The organism is Mycobacterium szulgai (assembly GCF_002116635.1).
In the GTDB taxonomy this organism is placed as follows: domain Bacteria; phylum Actinomycetota; class Actinomycetes; order Mycobacteriales; family Mycobacteriaceae; genus Mycobacterium; species Mycobacterium szulgai.
This window is the reverse complement of the sequence record NZ_LQPW01000054.1, coordinates 61,757-81,414: the sequence shown is the minus strand read 5'-3', so window position 1 is coordinate 81,414 and position 19,658 is coordinate 61,757. Positions and strand designations below refer to the sequence as shown.

18 protein-coding genes are annotated in these 19,658 nt (G+C 66.0%); 15 read left to right on the top strand and 3 right to left on the bottom strand.

Going from position 1 to position 19,658, the window contains the following annotated elements; translation table 11 throughout:
* On the bottom strand, positions 1-1,610 hold a 1,610-nt coding region (locus AWC27_RS11155; protein ID WP_139836907.1), incomplete at its 3' end, for a PE family protein.
* Positions 1,611-1,744: 134 nt separating this feature from the next.
* On the opposite strand from AWC27_RS11155, the gene AWC27_RS11150 reads away from it, so the two are divergent.
* From AWC27_RS11150 to AWC27_RS11135, 4 genes are read left to right on the top strand one after another with little or no spacing between them, the layout of a single operon-like run.
* The gene (locus tag AWC27_RS11150) at positions 1,745-2,140 is read left to right on the top strand and encodes a YchJ family protein (RefSeq protein WP_085670544.1); all 396 of its coding nucleotides are present in this window, start codon (positions 1,745-1,747) and stop codon (positions 2,138-2,140) included.
* A gap of 29 nt (positions 2,141-2,169) precedes the next feature.
* Positions 2,170-3,315 (top strand): zinc-binding dehydrogenase, encoded by a 1,146-nt coding sequence (locus tag AWC27_RS11145; protein ID WP_085670543.1) that lies wholly within the window; start codon positions 2,170-2,172, stop codon positions 3,313-3,315.
* 32 nt (positions 3,316-3,347) lie between these two features.
* Positions 3,348-4,130, top strand: coding sequence for a hypothetical protein (locus AWC27_RS11140; protein ID WP_085670542.1), 783 nt, complete (start codon positions 3,348-3,350; stop codon positions 4,128-4,130).
* 49 nt (positions 4,131-4,179) lie between these two features.
* Positions 4,180-5,775 carry an esterase-like activity of phytase family protein gene (locus AWC27_RS11135; protein ID WP_085670541.1) on the top strand — a complete coding sequence of 532 codons (1,596 nt, stop codon included), beginning with the start codon at positions 4,180-4,182 and terminating at the stop codon, positions 5,773-5,775.
* Here AWC27_RS11135 and AWC27_RS11130 read toward each other — a convergent pair.
* The gene (locus tag AWC27_RS11130) at positions 5,762-6,268 is read right to left on the bottom strand and encodes a nitroreductase family deazaflavin-dependent oxidoreductase (protein WP_245846996.1); all 507 of its coding nucleotides are present in this window, start codon (positions 6,266-6,268) and stop codon (positions 5,762-5,764) included. The genes AWC27_RS11135 and AWC27_RS11130 overlap by 14 nt on opposite strands.
* A 61-nt stretch (positions 6,269-6,329) precedes the next feature.
* Here AWC27_RS11130 and AWC27_RS11125 point away from each other — a divergent pair, with 61 nt between their 5' ends.
* From AWC27_RS11125 to AWC27_RS11085, 9 genes are all read left to right on the top strand, one after another.
* On the top strand, positions 6,330-7,085 hold the full coding sequence (locus tag AWC27_RS11125; RefSeq protein ID WP_085670540.1) for a dienelactone hydrolase family protein: 756 nt from the start codon (positions 6,330-6,332) through the stop codon (positions 7,083-7,085).
* A 12-nt stretch (positions 7,086-7,097) separates the two neighbouring features.
* Entirely contained in the window at positions 7,098-7,370 is a 273-nt protein-coding gene (locus AWC27_RS11120) for a DUF6295 family protein (protein ID WP_085670539.1), read from the top strand.
* A gap of 6 nt (positions 7,371-7,376) precedes the next feature.
* Positions 7,377-8,147: a DUF427 domain-containing protein gene (locus AWC27_RS11115; protein WP_085670538.1), complete on the top strand. Its 771-nt coding sequence runs from the start codon at positions 7,377-7,379 to the stop codon at positions 8,145-8,147.
* Positions 8,147-9,721, top strand: a complete 1,575-nt coding sequence (locus AWC27_RS11110) for an FAD-dependent monooxygenase (RefSeq protein WP_372516920.1) — start codon at positions 8,147-8,149, stop codon at positions 9,719-9,721. The genes AWC27_RS11115 and AWC27_RS11110 overlap by 1 nt, the downstream gene beginning before the upstream one ends.
* Positions 9,722-10,085: 364 nt before the next feature.
* Positions 10,086-11,255 carry a YncE family protein gene (locus tag AWC27_RS11105; protein ID WP_085670537.1) on the top strand — a complete coding sequence of 390 codons (1,170 nt, stop codon included), beginning with the start codon at positions 10,086-10,088 and terminating at the stop codon, positions 11,253-11,255.
* A gap of 157 nt (positions 11,256-11,412) precedes the next feature.
* A complete protein-coding gene (locus AWC27_RS11100) occupies positions 11,413-13,044 on the top strand; it encodes a fatty acid--CoA ligase (protein WP_085670536.1) in 1,632 nt (543 codons plus the stop codon).
* Between the two features lie 20 nt (positions 13,045-13,064).
* Positions 13,065-14,123: an NAD(P)H-dependent amine dehydrogenase family protein gene (locus AWC27_RS11095; protein ID WP_085670535.1), complete on the top strand. Its 1,059-nt coding sequence runs from the start codon at positions 13,065-13,067 to the stop codon at positions 14,121-14,123.
* Between the two features lie 25 nt (positions 14,124-14,148).
* On the top strand, positions 14,149-14,622 hold the full coding sequence (locus tag AWC27_RS11090; RefSeq protein WP_085670534.1) for an SRPBCC family protein: 474 nt from the start codon (positions 14,149-14,151) through the stop codon (positions 14,620-14,622).
* A 56-nt stretch (positions 14,623-14,678) separates the two neighbouring features.
* Positions 14,679-15,578, top strand: coding sequence for a LysR family transcriptional regulator (locus AWC27_RS11085; RefSeq protein WP_245846994.1), 900 nt, complete (start codon positions 14,679-14,681; stop codon positions 15,576-15,578).
* Between the two features lie 185 nt (positions 15,579-15,763).
* On the opposite strand, the gene AWC27_RS11080 is transcribed toward AWC27_RS11085, so the two are convergent.
* A complete protein-coding gene (locus AWC27_RS11080) occupies positions 15,764-16,492 on the bottom strand; it encodes an amidohydrolase family protein (protein ID WP_085670533.1) in 729 nt (242 codons plus the stop codon).
* A 463-nt stretch (positions 16,493-16,955) separates the two neighbouring features.
* Between AWC27_RS11080 and AWC27_RS11075 the strand changes: the two genes are divergently transcribed.
* Positions 16,956-17,276 (top strand): HigA family addiction module antitoxin, encoded by a 321-nt coding sequence (locus tag AWC27_RS11075; RefSeq protein ID WP_085670532.1) that lies wholly within the window; start codon positions 16,956-16,958, stop codon positions 17,274-17,276.
* A 682-nt stretch (positions 17,277-17,958) separates the two neighbouring features.
* Positions 17,959-19,653: a helix-turn-helix domain-containing protein gene (locus tag AWC27_RS11070; protein WP_085670531.1), complete on the top strand. Its 1,695-nt coding sequence runs from the start codon at positions 17,959-17,961 to the stop codon at positions 19,651-19,653.
* Positions 19,654-19,658 lie beyond the last annotated feature (5 nt).

The window sequence follows — 19,658 nt, the reverse complement described above, 5'->3', positions numbered from 1 at the left end:
CCACCGATGCCGCCGACCCCGCCGCCGCCGCCGGCCCCACCGCTTCCGGCGGTGCCGCTGGCATTGCCGGCGTTGCCGCCGTTGCCGCCGGTGCCGCCATTGCCTGCCTGGCCGCCGGTATCGCCGCTGCCATCGGCGGCATTGGCACCGGCGGCGCCGGTGCCGCCGGCGCCACCGGTACCGCCACTGCCTACGGTTCCGCCGCTGCCGACGGTGCCGGCAAGTCCACCGGTGCCGCCGTTTCCGCCGCTTCCGCCGTTACCCCCGGTTCCGGCGGTGGTGGCACTGCTGCCGCCGGTGCCGCCGACCCCGCCGGCGCCGCCGGCCCCACCGCTACCGGCGGTGCCGCTGGCGTTACCGGCGTTGCCGCCTTGGCCGCCGGCCCCACCGTTGCCTGCCTGGCCGCCAACGTTGCCGCTGCCATCGGCGGCATTGAGCCCGGCGCCGCCGGTGCCGCCCGCTCCGCCGGCCCCACCACTGCCGACAGTCCCGCCACTACCGACAGCGCCGGCAAGCCCGCCGGTGCCGCCGTTGCCGCCCGCACCGCCGTCGCCCGCGGTCGCAGTACCGCCGCCGCCGGTACCGCCGATGCCGCCGGCGCCACCTGCACCGCCACTACCGGCGATACCGCTCACGCCGCCGGCAGCACCGCCGGCACCGCCGTTACCGCCGTGCCCCGCGTTGCCGCCGACGGCGCCCATAGCTCCGTCTCCGCCGTTGCCGCCGACCCCGCCGGCGCCGCCGGCCCCGCCCGCGCCAACGGTGCTGTTCAGGAAGGCTTGCGTGCCTCCGCCGGACCCACCGGCACCGCCGTTGCCGCCGTTGCCGCCGCTGCCGGGTACCGCTCCGGAGGCTCCGTCTGCCCCTGCGCCGCCGATGCCGCCGGCCCCGCCGGCGCCGCCGCCCCAACCGGCCAAAGCCCGACTTACACCACCAACACCACCGGCGCCGCCGTTGCCACCGACGACGCCCACCGCGCCGGCTCCACCGATGCCGCCCGCGCCGCCGAACCCGCCCAGCCACCCGCCGGCGCCACCGCCACCGCCCGCGCCGCCGGTGCCACCGGCCACCGTGGCCGCACCACCAGCCCCGCCGATGCCACCGTTGCCAAACAACCCGGCGTCGCCGCCGCGCCCGCCGGCTTGGCCGGCCGCACCCGAGCCGCCATTGCCGCCGTCGCCGATCAAAATTCCGCCGGCCCCACCGTTGTTTCCGGTTCCCGGTGCACCATTGGTGCCGTTCCCGATGAGCGGGCGACCCAGCAGGAGGTTGGTGGGCGCGTTGATCACGCCCAGCACGGCGTCTTCCAGCCACTGCAGCGGCGACACACTCGCCGCTTCTGCTGCCGCATACGCGCCGGCGCCGGAGGCCAATGTGCGAGCAAACTGCTCGTGAAACAACGCCGACTGCGCGCTGAGGACCTGATACTCCCGGCCCAAGGAACCGAACAACCTGGCGATGGCCGCCGATACCTCGTCCCCGGCCGCGGCCACGACCTGTGTCGTTGACGTCGCAGCGGCGGAATTCGCGGCTCCCAGCGCCGACCCGAGTCCGGTCAGTTCCTGCGAAGCGGCCACCAAGGCTTCGGGTGCGATCAGCAAAGTTGACATACGGGCCCCAATGCTCGAATGCGACAACTGAGAAATTCAGTGGACGGGACTGTACGCCCGACGTGTTGACGAAGTAGCAAATTTTGGAGAACTCAAATGAGTGTCCTAAATAGCAATCTGTCAGGCTCTACAACGTGGCCGAACCCCTCGAAGAGCCGCCGTGTCCGTGCGGCAACCCAGCCGGCTACCCCGCGTGCTGTGAGCCGCTGCACCACGGCCAACGGCAGGCGCGATCGGCCGAGGAGTTGATGCGGTCCAGGTATTCGGCATACGCATATGGCAACGCCGACTACTTGTTTCGCACCTGGCACCCCCGCACGCGGCCCGACGATGTGTCTGTCAACCCGGGTACCACCTGGACCGGGCTCGACGTGATCGCCACAGTCGGGGGAGGCCCCGCCGACGAATTCGGCGAGGTGGAGTTCACCGCCAGCTTCGAGTCCGCGGGCCGCCCTGGCAGCATGCACGAGCGCAGTCGTTTCCAGCGGCGCGCCGGCCGGTGGTTCTACGTCGACGCCATTTCGGATTGACGCCATAACGGATTGAGGAGGCCCCACCCATGACCCCAGACTTGCCCGGCGTCGCACTCGAACTGCGTTCGTTGGTGACCTCGCAGGAGACGCTCGAGCTGTCACTGCACGACGTCGAAATTCCCGACCCCGGCGACAACGAAGTGTTGGTTCGGGTGGAAGCCGCGCCGATCAACCCGTCAGACCTGGGCCTGCTCATCGCCAGCGCCGACATGTCGACCGCGACGGTGTCCGGCACGCCGCAGCGCCCTGTCGTCACGGCGAAGTTGGCACCGGGCTCTCTGAAAGCGCTTTCGGCGCGGGTGGACCAATCGCTTCCGGCGGGCAACGAGGGCGCGGGCACCGTCGTCGCCGCGGGCTCGTCCCCGGCGGCCCAGGCCATGGTCGGCAAGACAGTCGGAATCGCCGGCGGCGCAATGTATTCCCAATACCGGGTGGTTCCCGCTGCCGCATGCCTGGTGTTGCCGGACGGGACCGCGGCACGGGACGGGGCATCGTCGTTCGTCAACCCGTTGACAGCGCTCGGAATGGTGGAAACCATGCGCCGCGAAGGACATTCGGCTCTGGTGCACACGGCGGCGGCGTCGAATCTGGGCCAGATGCTGGTCAAGCTGTGCAACGCAGACGGGGTAGCGCTGGTCAACATCGTCCGCAAGCCCGACCAGGTAGAACTGCTGCGCGCCCTGGGCGCGGTCCATGTCCTCAACTCGACGTCGCCGTCTTTCTCGGCAGACCTTGTCGAGGCGCTCAAAGCGACGTCGGCGACGCTTGCGTTCGACGCCACCGGAGGAGGCACGCTGGCGAGTCAAATCCTCAACGGCATGGAACAAGCGGCCAACGCCACCGCAGCCAACTACTCGCGCTACGGGTCGAGCGTCCACAAGCAGGTGTACATCTACGGCTCGCTCGACACGGGTCCGACGACGCTGACCCGCAACTTCGGCATGGCCTGGGGTGTCGGCGGTTGGCTGCTCACCCCGTTCCTGCAGAGCATCGGCGCCGAGGCGATCGCGCGATTGCGGGCCCGGGTGGCCGCGGAACTGACCACGACTTTCGCCAGTACCTACACCGAGGAAGTCTCCTTGGCCGGCATGCTCCAACCGGACGCGTTCAATCGCTATGTCAAGCGCGCCACCGGCGAGAAGTTCCTGGTAGCTCCGCAGGCACTGACCTAACGCCCAAACCCAAGCCCATACACTGACCCTTTGTGGGCCTGCTCTTTGGTTTCGCGCCCTGGATCGTGTACTGGGTGCTCGTCGGTAACGTCCCCTTCTCCATCGCCGTGGCGGTCGCGCTGCTGATCGCGCTCGCCGTGTTCGCCATCGGGCGCGCTACTCAGAAACCGGGCCGCACGCTCGAAATCGGCGCCGTGGCCACATTTGTGGTGCTGACGGTGCTGACCTTCACGCTCAGCGACGCCTTCATGGCGCGGTGGATACAGCCGCTCAGCAACGCTGGGATCTTCCTGGTGGCGCTGGTCGGCGTGCTGATCGGTAAGCCGTTCGTGCGCGAGTTCGCGGCCGCTGAGCAACCACCCGACGTGGTCAAGACCGAGTTGTTCAATCGGATCACCACGGTCTTGACGTGGATCTGGGTTGCCGCCTTCGCCGGTATGACGGTATCGGCGGCGATCCCGCCGATCGTGCAAGGTAACGCGACGATTCTGGACACCAAGACACCGCTCTCGTTCATCTGCTACTGGGTCATCCCATTCTCTCTGCTCGGCGCGGCCGCCCTGGCGTCGCGCTACCTGCCGGACCGGATGCTGGAAGGTATCGACGACGTCGCGCGGGAGACCTCGTTCGTCGCCTACGACGAAGCCACCATCGACGAGCTGTACTACCTCGCCCAGGAACACGCCAATCGCGAAGTCGGCCCAGCTAAGGAGGCCTACAACGTCAAGGTAGGCGGGATGGGAACTCCGCTGACTGGCGACGAATCGCGAAAATCGTGGCCGTCGTCGTACAAAGTGCGCGACAAGAAGCCCTAGCTCGCCTCGCGTACACCGGCGCGTCAACTAGCCTTGCTAAGCCATGTGCATGGGACGCAAGACGAGATGGTCAATTCCAGCGGGAATTCTGGTCGTTGTGCTGACGGCCTGCGTGCCGCGCACGGCGGACTCCACGACCCCATATCAGGGCAAGGTCGACTTGAGCACCACCAAAGGGACGGCTCTGATCATTCCGCCGGACCGGATGCTGGCCGCCACCGGCGGCGTCACACCGGTTGCGTACGGCAAGCCCAAACACGGCAGCATCGCCTACAGCACGAACGGCGACATGATCTACACCCCCGACGCCGGCTACACCGGGACCGATGAGCTCCCCGTCACCGTCAGTCACGCTGTCAAGCTCTACTCCGAAGAAGCGCTACCGCTGACCACAATGGGTGGCGTCGCCATCAAAGCCGGCGCGCACGGTTCCGCGATCGCCGCGTTGCCGGGCACGGCCGACGAGATCTACGGCCTCACCGACCGCGGCCCCAACGTGGATGGGCGTACCGGGAGCGAGAAAGTCCTTCCGCTGCCCGATTACCACCCGCATATCGCCAAGCTCAGACTGGCCGGCGGTGTCGCGACGGTGGAGCAGACCATCACGCTGCACGCGCCGGACGGCGCCCCGCTGGTGGGGCTCATCGATCCGCACGCCAGCACCGGCGAGGCGCTGGTGGATCTCAACGGCGCGCCGCTGCGCCCCTCGGAATACGGAGTGGATCCCGAAGGCCTGGTCGCCCGGCCCGACGGCACGTTCTGGGTATCCGACCAATACGGTCCGTACATCATCCACTTCGACGCCAAAGGAAAAGAGCTGGAACGTCTTTCACCGCTCGACGGGTCGCTGCCCCGGGAGTTGTCGCTGCGCAGCCCGAATCAGGGTATGGAGGGGCTGACGATGACGCCGGACGGCAACACATTGGTGGGGATCATGCAGTCGGCGATTCAAACGCCGGGTTTGACCGGGCCCGCCAAGTCTGTCCCATTCACCCGCATCGTGACCATCAACCTGGTCGACCGCAGCATCGTGCACGAGTATCTGTATCCATTGGCCAATCCGCAACAGACGAATGTCTCGGTCTCGGATATCACCGCGTTGAGTGCGACCACGTTCCTGATCGACGAACGTGACGACAAATTCGCCCCGGACGCAAACAAGAAGATCTACCTGGCCGATGTCGCCGGGGCCACCGATGTGGGCCCGCACTCGACGGTCGTGGGGTCGTCCTATCTGGCCGAAGCCGGCGGTCTGCTCATCAACAACGTTCCACTGGAGACTTTCGTCGGCGTGACCACCGACGCCGACGCGCTCGCCAAGCTCAAGGCCGCCGGAATCACCGTTGCCACAAAGGACCTCAAACTCGACCTCAGCGAACTGCTGCGCACACTGTCGCCTAAGGGTTACTTCTTCGGCCACGACCAGATCGACGGCCTCATCACCCCGGACGGCGGAAAGACGATAGTCGTCGCCAACGACAGCAATTACGGACTGGCCGGTTTGGCCGCGGACAATCCGACGCTGCGCCTCAAACCCAAGACGCTGCCCAACGGCACTCAGGACAATGGCGAAATTCTCTCGGTGGACACCACGATGCTGCCCGCCAAACCGGAATCGTTGACCATTCCGATCAGCGTGCTGTGAGGCGGAAGATCCTGATTTCGCGTGGCGCACAACTGGTGCGGTAGCTCTCATAGCCGGCGTAGAAGTCGACCGCGTCCGACCAGGCCTGCGCACGGGCGTCGCCGGTGAGCAGCTCGGCGCGGTGCGGCTTGGGCGGACCCTTGAACTCGACCGTGCATTCGGGGTACGCGAGCAGATTGGCGCTCCAGGCCGGGTGATTGGGCCGCCCGTAGTTGGAGCCGATGGCGAGCAGCCCGTCGCCAACTTCCAGCAACGCCAACGGATGTGTGCGCTGCTTTCCGGACTTGGCGCCGATGCTGGTGACCAGACCGACTCTGTCGAACCCGGCCGAACTCAGCCGGCCCCTGGTCCGGGGAATCACCGCCTTGTCGATATGCGGTGCCAGCCTGAGCATGAATACATAACCGGCCCGGCTCATCGCAAAGCGTTCGAACAGCGCCTCAAAGAGCCCCAGCCGTCGTCCCCGAATCGGGCTTTCCCGCCGCAGCGCCACGGCTCGACGGTACTCGATAAGTTGGACGGGCGGCAGCAGTCCAGGGAGCCCAGGGAGCACCATGAATGCGTTCAGTCCAGATGCCATTCGCGCCGAGACGATCACCATCGCCGGCCACGGCGGTGACGAGATCGAGGCCTACCGTGCGATGCCGCTCGCCGAGGATTCCCGGGGCGGAGTCGTCTGGATCCACCACATGCCCGGCTATGACCGCGAGACCAAGGAGTTCGTCCGGCGGCTTGCGGTCAGCGGCTTGCACACCGTCGCGCCGAACCTGTACTCGCGCGAAGCTCCCGGTGCCGAGCCCGACGACGCCGCCGCTACCGCCCGGGCAGCCGGCGGCGTACCCGATGGCCGGCTGGTCGGCGACGTCGCCGGCGCTGTGGAGCACCTGCGCACGTTGCCAGGTGCAAACGGAAAGTTCGGCGTCATCGGGCACTGCTCGGGCGGGCGGCACGCGTTCCTGGCGGCATGCTCGCTGCACTTGAACGCCGCGGTGAACTGCTATGGCGCCTTCATCGTCGAGGACGCGCCAGAAGGCATGCCCAAAACCATGCAGCCGATTCTCGGTCTCGCGGCGAACCTGAGCTGCCCCATGCTGGGCCTGTTCGGTGCCGAGGACCGGTTCCCCCCGCCGGCCAGCGTGGCCACCCTGGACGCCGAATTGACCAGGCTGGACAAACCGCACGAGTTCCACTCCTATGAGGGAGCGGGTCACAGCTTCTTCTCCGTCGACCGTCCGGCGTACCGCCCGGAAGCCGCTGTCGACGGCTGGCGCCGAATCGACCAATTCTTCACCACTCACCTGAAAGGCTAGGCGGCTCAACACATGTGCACATATCTCACCGAACACGTCGAGATCGACGGCAGTGGCAAAGGCGCAACGGGGTGGTTCGGTGCCAGCCGCGCGACGGTATACGTCGACCACCCCGTCCACGCGCCCTACGGTCACACGGTCAACATCGACGTGCTCAACCCCGAACTCGGTCCGTCCGCGCGGGTGGCGCTCGAACTCACCGAGGAGAGCGCGCTGGCGTTGGCCGACGCCATCCATCGCGCCATCGGTCATGCCCCGGCCGGCCTGGCCGCCAAGAAGCAGTAGGAACACATGAGCACCGAACACGACTACCCTCAAATGGCCGCTGCCCGAGGCAGAATCGAACCCGCACCGCGCCGGGTTCGTGGCTACCTGGGCCATGAGCTGGTCTTCGACACCACCGCGGCCCAATACGTGTGGGAAATCCCTTACTACCCAGCGTATTACGTGCCGCTAGCAGACGTCCGCGCGGAATTCCTGCGCGACGAGGACCACCCGCAAAAGGTGCAATTCGGCTCGTCGCGGTTGCACTCTCTCGTCGGCGCCGGCCAGGTGCACAAGTCGGCCGCCCGGGTATTCGACGCCGGCACCGACAGTCCAGTCGCCGGAACCGTGCGATTCGAGTGGGATCCGCTGCGCTGGTTCGAAGAGGACGAGCAGATCTACGGTCACCCGCGCAATCCGTATTCACGGGTCGATGCGCTGCGCTCGCACCGCCATGTCCGGGTGGAGCTCGACGGTGTACTGCTGGCCGACACCCGTGCTCCGGTGTTGCTCTTCGAAACCGGTTTACCCACAAGGTATTACATCGACCCGACCGATGTCGCCTTCGAACACCTGGAACCCACCTCGACGCAGACGCTGTGCCCCTACAAGGGAACGACGTCGGGCTACTGGTCGGTGCGCACCGGCGAGACCGTGCATCCCGACCTCGCCTGGACATATCACTATCCGCTGCCTGCCGTCGCCCCGATCGCCGGCCTCGTGGCGTTCTACAACGAGAAGCTCGACATCATTGTCGACGGCGCCCCGCTGGCCCGGCCGCGCACCCAATTCAGCTAGTGCACGACGTCGTCGTCGCCGGCGCGGGGCCCAACGGTCTGATGCTCGCCTGTGAACTCGCGCTGGGTGGGGTGCGCCCGCTGGTTCTGGACGCGCGCTCGCGGCCCAGCACCGAACGCAAAGCCAATGGCCTTGTCGGGCAAGTGGTTCGAACACTCGACATGCGCGGGCTGTACCACGAGTTCGGGGGTCCGCCCGGAGCGCCGCGGCCGGTGCCCGGCGGGGTGTTCGCCGGAATGGCGCTGGATTACCGCGAGGTAGCCGACAACCCGATGTACTTCCTGCCGATGCAGCAGCCCCGGCTGGTCCGATTGCTCGAGCGACGGGCGCGCGGTCTCGGGGTAGCCATCGGTTGGGGCCACGAGGTCATCGGGCTGGTCCAGCATGATGCCGGGGTGAGCGTGGCGGTCCGCGGACCCGACGGCTCCTACGAACTCGGCACGAGGTATCTGGTCGGGGCCGACGGCGCGCACAGCCTGGTGCGCAAGAGTGCCGGAATCGACTTTCCCGGAAGCACCACCGATGTCGTCGTCCGCATCGCCGACGTGCACATCCCCGACGAGCTGCGCGCCGCAAACGACGCCGTGGGCATTTTCGGGTTCGGTGCACGCAGCATCGAGGTCCCCGGGCTGGGCCGATTGCCGTCCGGGCACCACCGGTTTGCCAGCGGGGTGTTCATCTTGCTGGTCGATGTCGAACCGGGCCGCACGCTGTTGGCGACCATGGAGTTCGGCGGCGAACCAGTGCCCGACGACACGCCCATGACCCTGCCGGAGTTCCAGGCCAGCCTGCGCCGGGTGCTGGGCACCGACCTGCCGGTCGAGCCGCTGCGGCTTCCCAATCCGCTGCGCCGGATGAACGGGCTGAACAGCCGGCAAGCCGACCGTTACCGCGCCGGCAACGTTTTCCTGGTCGGCGACTCGGCGCACGTGCACTCTGCGCTGGGCGGCCCGGGCCTCAACCTGGGCTTGCAGGACGCGGTCAATCTCGGCTGGAAGCTCGCCGCGGCGGTACGTGGCTACGCTCCGGGCGATTTGCTGGATAGCTACCACAGCGAGCGCTATCCGGTGGGCCTGCGGGTGCAGCTGCACTCGGTTGCCCAGCTCGCCTTGATGACCCCCGGGCCCGAGGTGACCGCGCTTCGCTCGCTGCTGGAGGAGTTGCTGATACGGCCGGGCAACGCGGCCTATCTCGCGCACCTGCTGGCCGGCTCCGACGTGCGCTACGACGTCGGTGACCCGCATCGGTGGTCGGGGCGCTTGGTTCCGGAGCTCATCGTGGACAGCGGCCGACAGACGGTGCGGGTCGCCGAACTGATGCGCCCGGCGCGCCCGGTACTGCTCGACTTCAGTGGCGGCAGGTTCGCCGAGGTGGCGCGGGGGTGGGAAGACCGGGTCGACGGGAGGATCGCGACCTGCCCCGACGCCGACGTGGCCGCAGTGCTGATCCGGCCGGATGGCTACCTCGCCTGGGCCGCCGACCAGGCCGAATTGGCAGACAGCGACCGGCTGCGCGCCGCGATTACCCGATGGTTCGGCATGTCAACTGTTTCGCAGAACAGCACGGCAAAATAACAATCTGCGAATCGCGTGTGCGGACCTGTGTGATATTTGCCTCTAAATATCGGTGATTATAATAAATTCTTATCTAGGCCAAGTGAGCGGCTGTGCCGCGTAGTTAACCATGCAGCATATAATAGCAGCTTAACCCGGATCTTATTGGTTGCTATTAAGCGCCTGCTTGAATATTTGGCGGCGATAGTCTGAGCGTAACCTGAGCCCAGAAAGTGACGTAGGTAACAACAATCAAATTGAAATCTTTGCCGCGCTAATTCGCTCGTTAGAATCTGTGCAAAGAAGTCTCAGACGGCGCCTAATGGTGCTGCAATCCGGAAAATCCCGGCGGAGGTTTGACGCTAACAGCAAAGGCGGTGCCATTATGAGCGCTAGCAAGGGCCGGCAGGCCGCTCGAGACGGCGGAGACGTTCAGGTCTTCGATTTCGACCCCGCGCCAGACGCTCCGGTCACCGTCGAAATCGCCGTGAAACACGGTCCGATCAGCGGCATGGACATCAGCGCCGACGGCAGCCGACTGCTGGTGGCCAACCACGGCGACAACAGCGTCTCGATCGTCGACACCGACACCTGCCGGGTCATGCAGACCGTCGCCGGAATCGAGGAACCGTTCGCCATCGCCACGGGCGCCGGCCGCGCATACGTCAGCACCGTGTCAGCGGCGTACGACTCAATCGGCGTCATCGACATGTCCACCAACACGGTCATCGCCAACCACCCGCTGGCGCTGAGCCTGAGCGACCTCACGGTCAGTCCCGATGGAAAGTACGTCTATGCCAGTCGCAACGGCGTTCGTGGCGCCGACGTCGCGGTGCTGGACACCGGCACTGAGCGAGTCGAGGTGATCGACATTGCGACCACACCGGGCACTGCGACCGAATGCGTGCGCGTCAGCTCCGACGGGACTCGCCTCTACGTCGGCACTAACGGACCCGGCGGTGGCCAGCTCGTCGTGATCGCCACCGGCACGCCGGCCGACGACAACGCGGGACGCGGCACCAGCCGCTCGCGGTGGCGCAAGAAGAGCCCCAAATCCCGCAGCAAGGCCACGCAGCCGGGTCTGCGCGTCTTGGAGACCATTCAGATCGGTGCCTCGGTCCGCGATGTCGCGCTGAGCCCCGACGGCGCCATCGCGTACGTCGCCAGCTGCGGCGACGATTTCAGCGCACTGGTGGATGTGATCGACACCCGCAGCTACCAGATCGCCGACACCATCAAGATCAGCGACGTCGGCGGCCTGGTCACCCGGTTGACCGTCGGCGGCAATGGCGACCGCGCTTATGTCGTCAGTGAGGATCGCGTCACGGTGCTCTGCACCCGCACGCAGGACGTCATCGGCACCATCAGGACCAGCCAGCCGTCGTGCGTGACGGAAAGCCCGGACGGCAAGTACCTCTATATCGCCGGCCACACGGGCACCGTCACCCTGACCCCGGCTATGCCGGCCGACAAAGAGCAGCTCGCCCTGGAGGGCAGCAGGTCTGTCGATTGGTTCCTGCCCGAACTGCTGCAGTACGAGCCCGCTTTGGCCTGATCCGGGCCTGATCTGGGGCCCGATCCGGCCGCAACCTCGAAAACCCCGGGCCCGTGCGGCCCGGGGTTTCTCATGGCAGCCCACGGCGATAGCATTCGGCGAGCCGGATATGCGGGCGGATATGAGGGGCGCCGAGACCCATTAGGGCGGTACATCGATGGACAGCACAATGCAGGACTATCCGTTGACTATCACCGCGATCATGAGGCACGGCTGCGGAGTGCACGGGGCGCGCGGGGCCACCACCGCGACCGGCGACGGTTACCGTCACATCAGCTACCGCGAGGTGGGCCAACAGGCCGCGCAGTTGGCGAACGCGTTGCGCCGCTTGGGTATTGACGGCGACCAGCGAGTCGCCACCTTCATGTGGAACAACGCCGAGCACCTGGCGGTGTACCTCGCGGTGCCGTCGATGGGTGCGGTTCTGCACACCCTCAACATCCGGCTTTTCCCCGAGCAGATCGCCTATGTCGCCAACGAGGCCGAGGACCGCGTTGTCCTGGTGGACATGTCGCTGGCCAAGCTCTTGGCGCCGGTGCTGGGCGAGCTGGAAACCGTGCATACCGTGATCGCGGTGGGGGAGGGCGACACCGCGCCGCTGCAGCAGTCGGGTAAGACCGTGCTGTGCTACACCGAAATCATTGACGCCGAAAGCTCCGACTTCGAGTGGCCCGAGATCGACGAGAACTCCGCGGCGGCCATGTGTTACACCAGCGGCACCACCGGTAATCCCAAAGGTGTTGTCTACAGCCATCGTTCGAGTTTTCTGCATACCATGGCGGCGTGTACCACCAACGGTATGGGGGTGGGGTCCAGTGATCGGGTGTTGCCGATCGTGCCGATGTTTCACGCCAACGCCTGGGGCTTGCCCTATGCGGCATTGATGGCCGGTGCCGACCTGGTGCTGCCCGACCGGCATCTCGATGCGCCGTCGCTGATTCACATGGTCGAGAACCTGCGTCCGACGCTGGCCGGTGCGGTACCGACCATCTGGAACGACGTGATGCATCACCTGGAGAGGGATCCGGGCCACGACATGTCCTCGTTGCGGCTGGTCGCCTGCGGCGGCTCGGCGGTTCCGGTGTCGCTGATGCGGACTTTCGAGGACAAGCACGACGTCCAGATCCGCCAGTTGTGGGGCATGACCGAGACATCACCGTTGGCCACCATGGCCTGGCCGCCGCCGGACACCCCCCAGCATCAGCACTGGACGTTCCGCGGGACTCAGGGACAACCGGTATGTGGCGTGGAAACCCGGATTGTCGACGACGAGGGCCACGTGCTGCCCAACGATGGCGACGCCGTGGGCGAGGTGGAGGTCCGGGGCCCGTGGATCGCCGGCGCTTACTACCGGGGACATGACGATTCCAAATTCGACTCCGGCTGGCTGCGCACCGGGGATGTCGGCCGCATCGACGAGTACGGGTTCATCACCCTGACCGACCGGTCCAAGGACGTCATCAAGTCCGGCGGGGAATGGATCTCCTCGGTGGAGCTGGAGAATCATTTGATTGCCCATCCCGACGTGGTCGAGGCCGCCGTCGTCGGGGTCCCCGACGAGCGGTGGGAGGAACGGCCGCTGGCCGTGGTCGTGGTCCGGGAGGGGGGTGCTGTCAGTGCGCAGGAGCTACGAAAGTTCCTCGCGGACAAGGTAGCTCGCTGGTGGCTTCCGGAGCGCTGGGCCTTCGCCGACGAGATCCCGCGGACCAGCGTGGGCAAGTACGACAAGAAGGCCATCCGGGCGCGCTACGCCGACGGCGGGTACGACGTCACCGAGGCGCGCGACTAACACGCGGTAGAAAGGTCAGCATGAGTCTGCGGGTTGTGCAGTGGGCGACCGGATCGGTCGGGGTGGCCGCGATCAAAGGCGTTCTCGAGCATCCCGAACTCGAACTCGTCGGCTGCTGGGTTTACTCGGAAGCCAAGAACGGCAAAGACGTCGGCGAAATCATCGGCACCGCACCGCTTGGGGTGATCGCAACCAACAGCATCGACGACATCCTCGCGATCGAGGCCGACGCGGTGATCTATGCACCGCTGATGCCCAGCCCCGACGAGGTGGCCGCGCTTTTGCGTTCAGGCAAGAACGTCGTCACCCCCCTCGGCTGGTTCTACCCGAATGAGAAGGAAGCCGCGCCGCTGGAAGTCGCCGCCCAGGCCGGAAACGCGACCTTGCACGGCGCCGGTATAGGGCCCGGTGCGGCCACCGAGTTGTTCCCACTGTTGTTGTCGGTGATGTCGACCGGTGTGACTTTTGTTCGCTCCGAAGAGTTTTCGGACCTGCGCACCTACGGCGCACCGGACGTGCTGCGCTATGTGATGGGGTTCGGTGGAACACCGGACAGCGCCTTGACCGGGCCGATGCAAAAACTGCTCAACGGCGGTTTCAGTCAGTCGGTGCGGCTATGCGTGGACCGGTTGGGATTCGCCGCGGATCCCGAGATTCACGCCTCGCAAGAGGTCGCCGTCGCCACCGCGCCGATCGACTCGCCGATCGGGGTGATCGAGCCCGGGCAGGTGGCCGGGCGCCGGTTCCACTGGGTCGCGCTGGTCGGCGACACCGTTGTCGTCGAGATCACCGTGAATTGGTTGATGGGCGACGAAAACCTCGATCCGCCTTGGTCTTTCGGGCCGGCCGGGGAGCGCTATGAGATCGAGGTGCGGGGCAACCCGGACACGTTCGTCACCATCAAGGGGTGGCAGCCCGAGAGTGTCGAAGCGGGACTGATCAGCAACCCCGGAATCGTCGCCACCGCGGCACACTGCGTCAACGCCGTCCCCGCCACTTGCGCTGCACCGGCGGGCATTCAGAGTTTCTTCGATTTGCCGCTCATCACCGGCCGCGCCGCGCCGGGGCTGGGTCGCTGACACCGACGATAGGGGAATCACTTCAATGGCCAAAGATGTAGTCGTCGCCCAATCCCTGGCAATACCAGTCGATGTCGACGAGGCGTTCAGCCGCACCATGCCGGTACCGCTGCCGGTGATCTGTTCCCACTGGTACGGGCTGATCCCACCGATCAATGGCATCGAGGACCAGACCGGCGACTGGGATGCCGCCGGGCAGACCCGCGTCATCACCATGGTCGGCGGTGGCAGCGTGCGCGAAAAGCTGACCAGCGTGGACCGGCCACGCTCGTTCAGTTACACCCTCTCTGGCATCAAGGGCCCATTGGCCCCCCTGGTCGGTTCGGTCGACGGCATCTGGAGCTTCGTTCCCGCCGGCACCGGTACCCAGGTGACCTGGCAGTGGACGCTGCATCCGAAGTCGGCGTTGTCCGCGCCGGTGCTGCCGGCGTTCGGCAAAATGTGGCAGGGTTACGCGCGCCGAACGCTAGAGAAACTGTCCGCGCACCTGTTGGCCTGAGAAATGGCGTTTGCACCGTATATCGGCGTCCGCTTTTTGAAAGTACTGTGATTGCCGTGGTGGAGCTTTATCAACTGCGCTATTTCCAAACCGTCGCCGAAGTCGGCACGCTGCGCGATGCCGCTGAGCGTCTGGCCGTGTCGCAATCGGCGGTCAGCCGGGCCATCGCGATGCTCGAGTCCGAAATCGGGGTTGAACTGTTCACCCGGCGCGGCCGGGCCAATGAACTCAACCGCTTCGGGCAGGCATTCCTGCGCACCAGCCTGGCCGCGCAGCGCAGCCTTGATACCGCGATGTCCGGGGTGCGCCAGCTCGCGGGGGTCGACGCCGGGACGGTGGCCCTGGGGTTTTTGGCCTCCCTCGGGGTTGCGACGGTGCCCAGGCTGATCCGCCGGCATCACGACCAATTCCCCGCAGCGCGGTTCGAGCTGCACCACCGACCCGGTCCCGCGCTGGTCAGCGATCTGGCGACCGGCCTGATCGACGTATGCATCAGCTACCCCATGACTTTCGACGAGTCACCCGGGGTGAAGTGGCACAGCCTGTTCACCCAGCGGCTGTATGCCGTAGTCGACCAGGAGCACCCCTTGGCCGGGCGGGAGTTGATCGGCTTTGAAGAACTCGCGGGCCAACCCTTCATCGTCTTCGACCGCAGTTTCACGTTGCGCAGGATTTTCGATGACGCCTGCGCGCGGCACCGGATCACGCCCTCGATCGCCTTCGAGGGAACGGACATGGCGACCCTGCGCGGCCTGATCGGGGCGCGCCTGGGCGTGGGCATCATGCCACGGGCATCAACCCGGCCCCCCGACATCGTCGAGATCGCCGTCGACGACAAAGACCTGGTCAGACCCATTGCGGTGGGCTGGATGAGCAATAGATACCTGCCGCCCTCGGCGGCCGCGTTTCGCGACACCGCAATCGCGTCGTGCGGCCTTCCCGAGCAGGATCATTAGCCGGCTCCGGCCAGGTCACGACCATGTTTGCACCGCACACAAGAGTTTGATCGAAGTCTTCTGCTAGACGTCAGTGCGTCATCTCCGCAACAATTGGCGGTAATGCAAAGCGGGCGACGGGTGCGCAATTGCGTGGAATTGTCCTGGCCAATGAATAGCCGCCGGCCGGTGGAAACGCATTTCGTTTATTCCTGTCGATACCAGGACCGGGCATTTTCGCTGAGCCGCTGCAAGGCGGTGTCCCCGAGCGTGTCGGTGATCAGGTTGAGGTCGGCCATCGTGAAGGCGCGCGGAGCGCGGGTGCCGGGCAGGTCGGTGCCGAACAGCAGCGCATGCGGATTGACGGCGTCGACGCGGCGCAGCGCATCGGCGATATCCAGCTTAAGGCGACCGAATCCTGTTGCCTTAACCCGGATTCCGCGATCGACAGCGTCGAGCAAGTGGGGCAGACCCGGGTGGCTCAGCCCAAGATGGTCCACGCTTACCCGCGGTAGCTTGCTCAGCTGCGGCGTGAGTTCGGGCAATTGTGCGGCGTCGACGTAGAGTTCGGTGTGCCAGCCGGCGACATCGTGCACACGCATGGCCAAGTCGACGTCGAGGGCCCCGCCGCGCGCGAGCGTGAAGCGCACCGCCCGCACCCCCGCCCGATCCAGCTCGACGATGTATTCATCGGATGCGGCCGGATCCAGTTGGGTGACGCCGACCCATCCGGGCCCGAGCTGGCGTAAGGCGTCGACGAGGTACCCCTGGTCGAAACCCTGAAAGGAACCGGAAACCACCGCGCCGCCGGTGATGTCGTAAGGCGCTGCCTGCCGCAAATAGTCGGCGACCGTAAACGGTTGTGGCACATAGCCTTCGTTGGGGATGAGCGGATGGGCCGGGTCGATGATGTGAAAGTGCGCATCAAATGACACCGTTACCTCCGCTGGTCAAAGATGTTGGGCGGCAAGCTTATCCTCGCCGCAGTCGGCACGCAACAAGTCAGAACCCAAGATGGATTCAATAACTTGTGTTCGGCGCAACGACACGCCGTCATCTGCAAGACGTGGCCCCGCCGTGGACGCCTCGAAAGGGCATGTGGCACAGGGTGACAACGATCACACACGCTTGCAGGCGGCGCAAAGATATCTTCGCAACCTTCTACTAGACGACAGCCTGTCCACTGCCTAGCGTGGGTGGACAACAAGGGGAGTGGGTTGCTGAAATGCCGCTCCACACAGGGTGTTTGTTCGGAGCGGGTGGCCGTGTCGGTATTGCTCGGCCCGAATTGGTCCGGTGGAGTTGGCGGCGACGGTGGCGCCGGCTCCACCTCCAAGCCGGCCCGCGGAACAGCGCTCGGCAAGCCGGGGAGTGACGAAGGGGAAGGGGAGAGGCCACATGTGGAACGAAGCTGCGCCGGTCCACCCCGGCGCAATTCTGCACACCGAGTTCCTCGAACGGTTCGGGATCAGCCAGTACCGGATCGCGCGGGCCATCAATGTGCCACCGGGGCGCATCAACGACATTGTCCACGGCAAACGCGCTATCAGCATCGACACCGGACTACGGCTGGCACGCGCACTGGGCGTAGCGGACATGTTCTGGATCAATCTGCAGGCCTGTTACGACGCTGATCAGGCCCGCGGTCAGATCGCCGCGCAACTGCGCATCATCGAGCCGATCGTCGGGTCACCCCGGGAAAGCGCGCACCATGTCTAGTGCCGGGTCTAGTGCCGGGTCTAGTGCCGGGTCTAGTGCCGGCCCCCTGGCGGGTGTGCGCGGGGTGACGGCGCGCTCGCCGGCACCCTCAAGACCGGTCCCGTCGCGGGCCGACAAGCCCGTATTCGCCGCAGCCAGGGGGCCCGATCCGGCCTCGCCCAGAAGGTTTTCGGCGCCTTCGGAAAGGCGTTAGCAACGCGAACTAAATGCGAGTTCTCGAATCCCTACTGGCCCCGAAGGCCTGGTCAAACCGGGAAAGCCCGCGGGCGAAATGCGAATTGAACGCGACGGACCCGCAAACGGTCAAGTCACTTAAGGAAACTCACAGGAATTTTCTCCAGCGCGCCTCTTGCGACGCGGATCACAGGCCCATAAGCTTCCGAGCCATAAAGTTGCAGTCGGTAACTGTTTGATAGGCAGAAGTTGGGCGGAAGAAACATTCGGATCTAGCAATAATTTAGCAGTCCTGAGCTAATCCCAGCTAGCGACTCGGCGTGTGAGGATGGTCACCCCGGTGTGGGCGCTGTCCCCCAGCGAAGCCGACGAGCGGATGGGCGGAGCGGGTCGTCGCACTTATTGTCATTCGAATTTCCTTCTATACGTTGACTTTTCGGTTATCGCACGGCACAACGGGATTGCCAGTGATTGTCAATCTCGGCGTTCGTCGACAGGAGGACAGATCATGGCAGCTCCGATCACCCATTGCCTTGCGCCATCGATCGACACCGGTGGTTTGACGATTCAGCGTCTGCTCGACGAGCCGCTGATGTCTGCTGCCCGTGTGGTGGCCGGCGCCGACCAACTCGATCGCGAGTTGACCTGGATGCTGCCGCTCACCGAAGTTCCGCCGCGACCGGAGTCGCTTGACGCTGTCGCCCTCTATGCGCGGCCTGAGGCTCTGGCGGCCAACGGCGCCACGCTGACCGCGGCTGCCGCCCGGGGGGCCACCATGCTGGTGGTCGACGGCCGGATCCCGGCCGACTTCCCGCGCAACGGACTGCCCGGTGGGCTGGTCGTCATCGAGCTGGCGTTCCCGGTCGGCTTTGCCGCTCTCAGCCGGCTGCTGGCCGAGCGGACGCTCAGCCAGGAACTGGAGGCGATGCGCTACTCCACACAGGTCTACGCCGCGCTGGCCGGACTGTTCCACCGGGGTGCGGGTCTGCAGATGCTCATTCGCGAGGTATCCAATCTGGCCCGCAACCCCGCACTGGCGCTCAACGCCCGCGGCCAGGTGGTTGCCCACAACGGACTGGCTCCAGAAGCCGTCGAGACGCTGTCCAACTCGGTGCGCCGCATGCTTGCCACCGGTGTGCCGGCCGCGCGACGCCAGAGCGCCCACGGCCCGCGCGTGGAACAAGTGCCCGGTCCCCGCGGCAGCGTGTGGACTTGCATCGCCAGCGCCATCCAGTTCGGCAAGGCATCCCAAGGCTGGGTCGTCATCCTGGTTCCTTCCGCCGCCGTGGGCGGCCAGGACCTGGTCCGGCACCGCATCGTCACCGAACAAGCGACAGCGGTAATCGGGTCGGAGATGCTGCGCCAGCGCAGTGTCGATGAGGCTGAGGAGCGTGCCCGCGGCGACTTCGTCCAAGCCCTGGTGCACGGCAGCTTCTCCAGCGAGCACGAACTGCGCGCCCGCGCCGACCACCACGAGATCGACATCGATTCGCCCTTCGGGGTTTTCGTCGCGCACGGCGCGCTGCCGCATGCGGTGGGCGGCAACCCGGCCGCGGGCATGATCCGGCTGGCCCGCTACGCCGCCAACATCAGCGCGGATGCCTCAGTGCACACCGATGCCACCGTCATCGGCGATGTCCTGGTGGTGGTGCGCACCCTGCAGGAGGGTGACGACGCGGCGTTGGCGCGCCAAATGGCCGATTTCGCCAAGTCCATGTACAGCGAACTGGAGCAGCGCTGCAATACCGCGGTGGCCGTCTCCTACGGCCGGCCCTCCCGCGGTGCGAGCAAGGTCTCCGACAGCTACCGCGAGGCCCGCATCGCGCTGGGCATCGCTCGTCGGCTCGGACGCACCAGCGCCATCTCCTACCAGGAACTGCGCAGTTTCACCGTGCTCACCGAGATCGCCGACACCGAGAACAGCCGGCGACTGGTTCAGGAGTTCATCGAGCCGCTGCGGGGAGGCCCCAACCTGCTCGAGACGCTGACCGGCTACCTGGCCCACGGCGGCAACATCACCGAAGCCGCGCGTGCCCTCAATGTCCACCGCAACACCCTGTTGACCAAACTGGACCGGATTTCCCACACGATCGGCCTGGACATCCGCGAACCGGAGAACCAGTTCACGCTCTGGCTCGCCATCCGGCTCAACCTGCTGGCAGAGGTCACCGCCGCCGCCGACCAGGAGGCCAAGTTCGGCTGACCGCA

What these genes read in the sequence shown, in the direction of transcription:
- AWC27_RS11145 (WP_085670543.1), top strand. Translation starts at nt 2,170, where the DNA reads ATGACCCCAGACTTGCCCGGCGTCGCACTCGAACTGCGTTCGTTGGTG.
- AWC27_RS11070 (WP_085670531.1), top strand. Translation starts at nt 17,959, where the DNA reads ATGGCAGCTCCGATCACCCATTGCCTTGCGCCATCGATCGACACCGGT.
- AWC27_RS11120 (WP_085670539.1), top strand. Translation starts at nt 7,098, where the DNA reads ATGTGCACATATCTCACCGAACACGTCGAGATCGACGGCAGTGGCAAA.
- AWC27_RS11125 (WP_085670540.1), top strand. Translation starts at nt 6,330, where the DNA reads ATGAATGCGTTCAGTCCAGATGCCATTCGCGCCGAGACGATCACCATC.
- AWC27_RS11135 (WP_085670541.1), top strand. Translation starts at nt 4,180, where the DNA reads ATGGGACGCAAGACGAGATGGTCAATTCCAGCGGGAATTCTGGTCGTT.
- AWC27_RS11115 (WP_085670538.1), top strand. Translation starts at nt 7,377, where the DNA reads ATGAGCACCGAACACGACTACCCTCAAATGGCCGCTGCCCGAGGCAGA.
- AWC27_RS11105 (WP_085670537.1), top strand. Translation starts at nt 10,086, where the DNA reads ATGAGCGCTAGCAAGGGCCGGCAGGCCGCTCGAGACGGCGGAGACGTT.
- AWC27_RS11095 (WP_085670535.1), top strand. Translation starts at nt 13,065, where the DNA reads ATGAGTCTGCGGGTTGTGCAGTGGGCGACCGGATCGGTCGGGGTGGCC.
- AWC27_RS11075 (WP_085670532.1), top strand. Translation starts at nt 16,956, where the DNA reads ATGTGGAACGAAGCTGCGCCGGTCCACCCCGGCGCAATTCTGCACACC.
- AWC27_RS11100 (WP_085670536.1), top strand. Translation starts at nt 11,413, where the DNA reads ATGGACAGCACAATGCAGGACTATCCGTTGACTATCACCGCGATCATG.
- AWC27_RS11090 (WP_085670534.1), top strand. Translation starts at nt 14,149, where the DNA reads ATGGCCAAAGATGTAGTCGTCGCCCAATCCCTGGCAATACCAGTCGAT.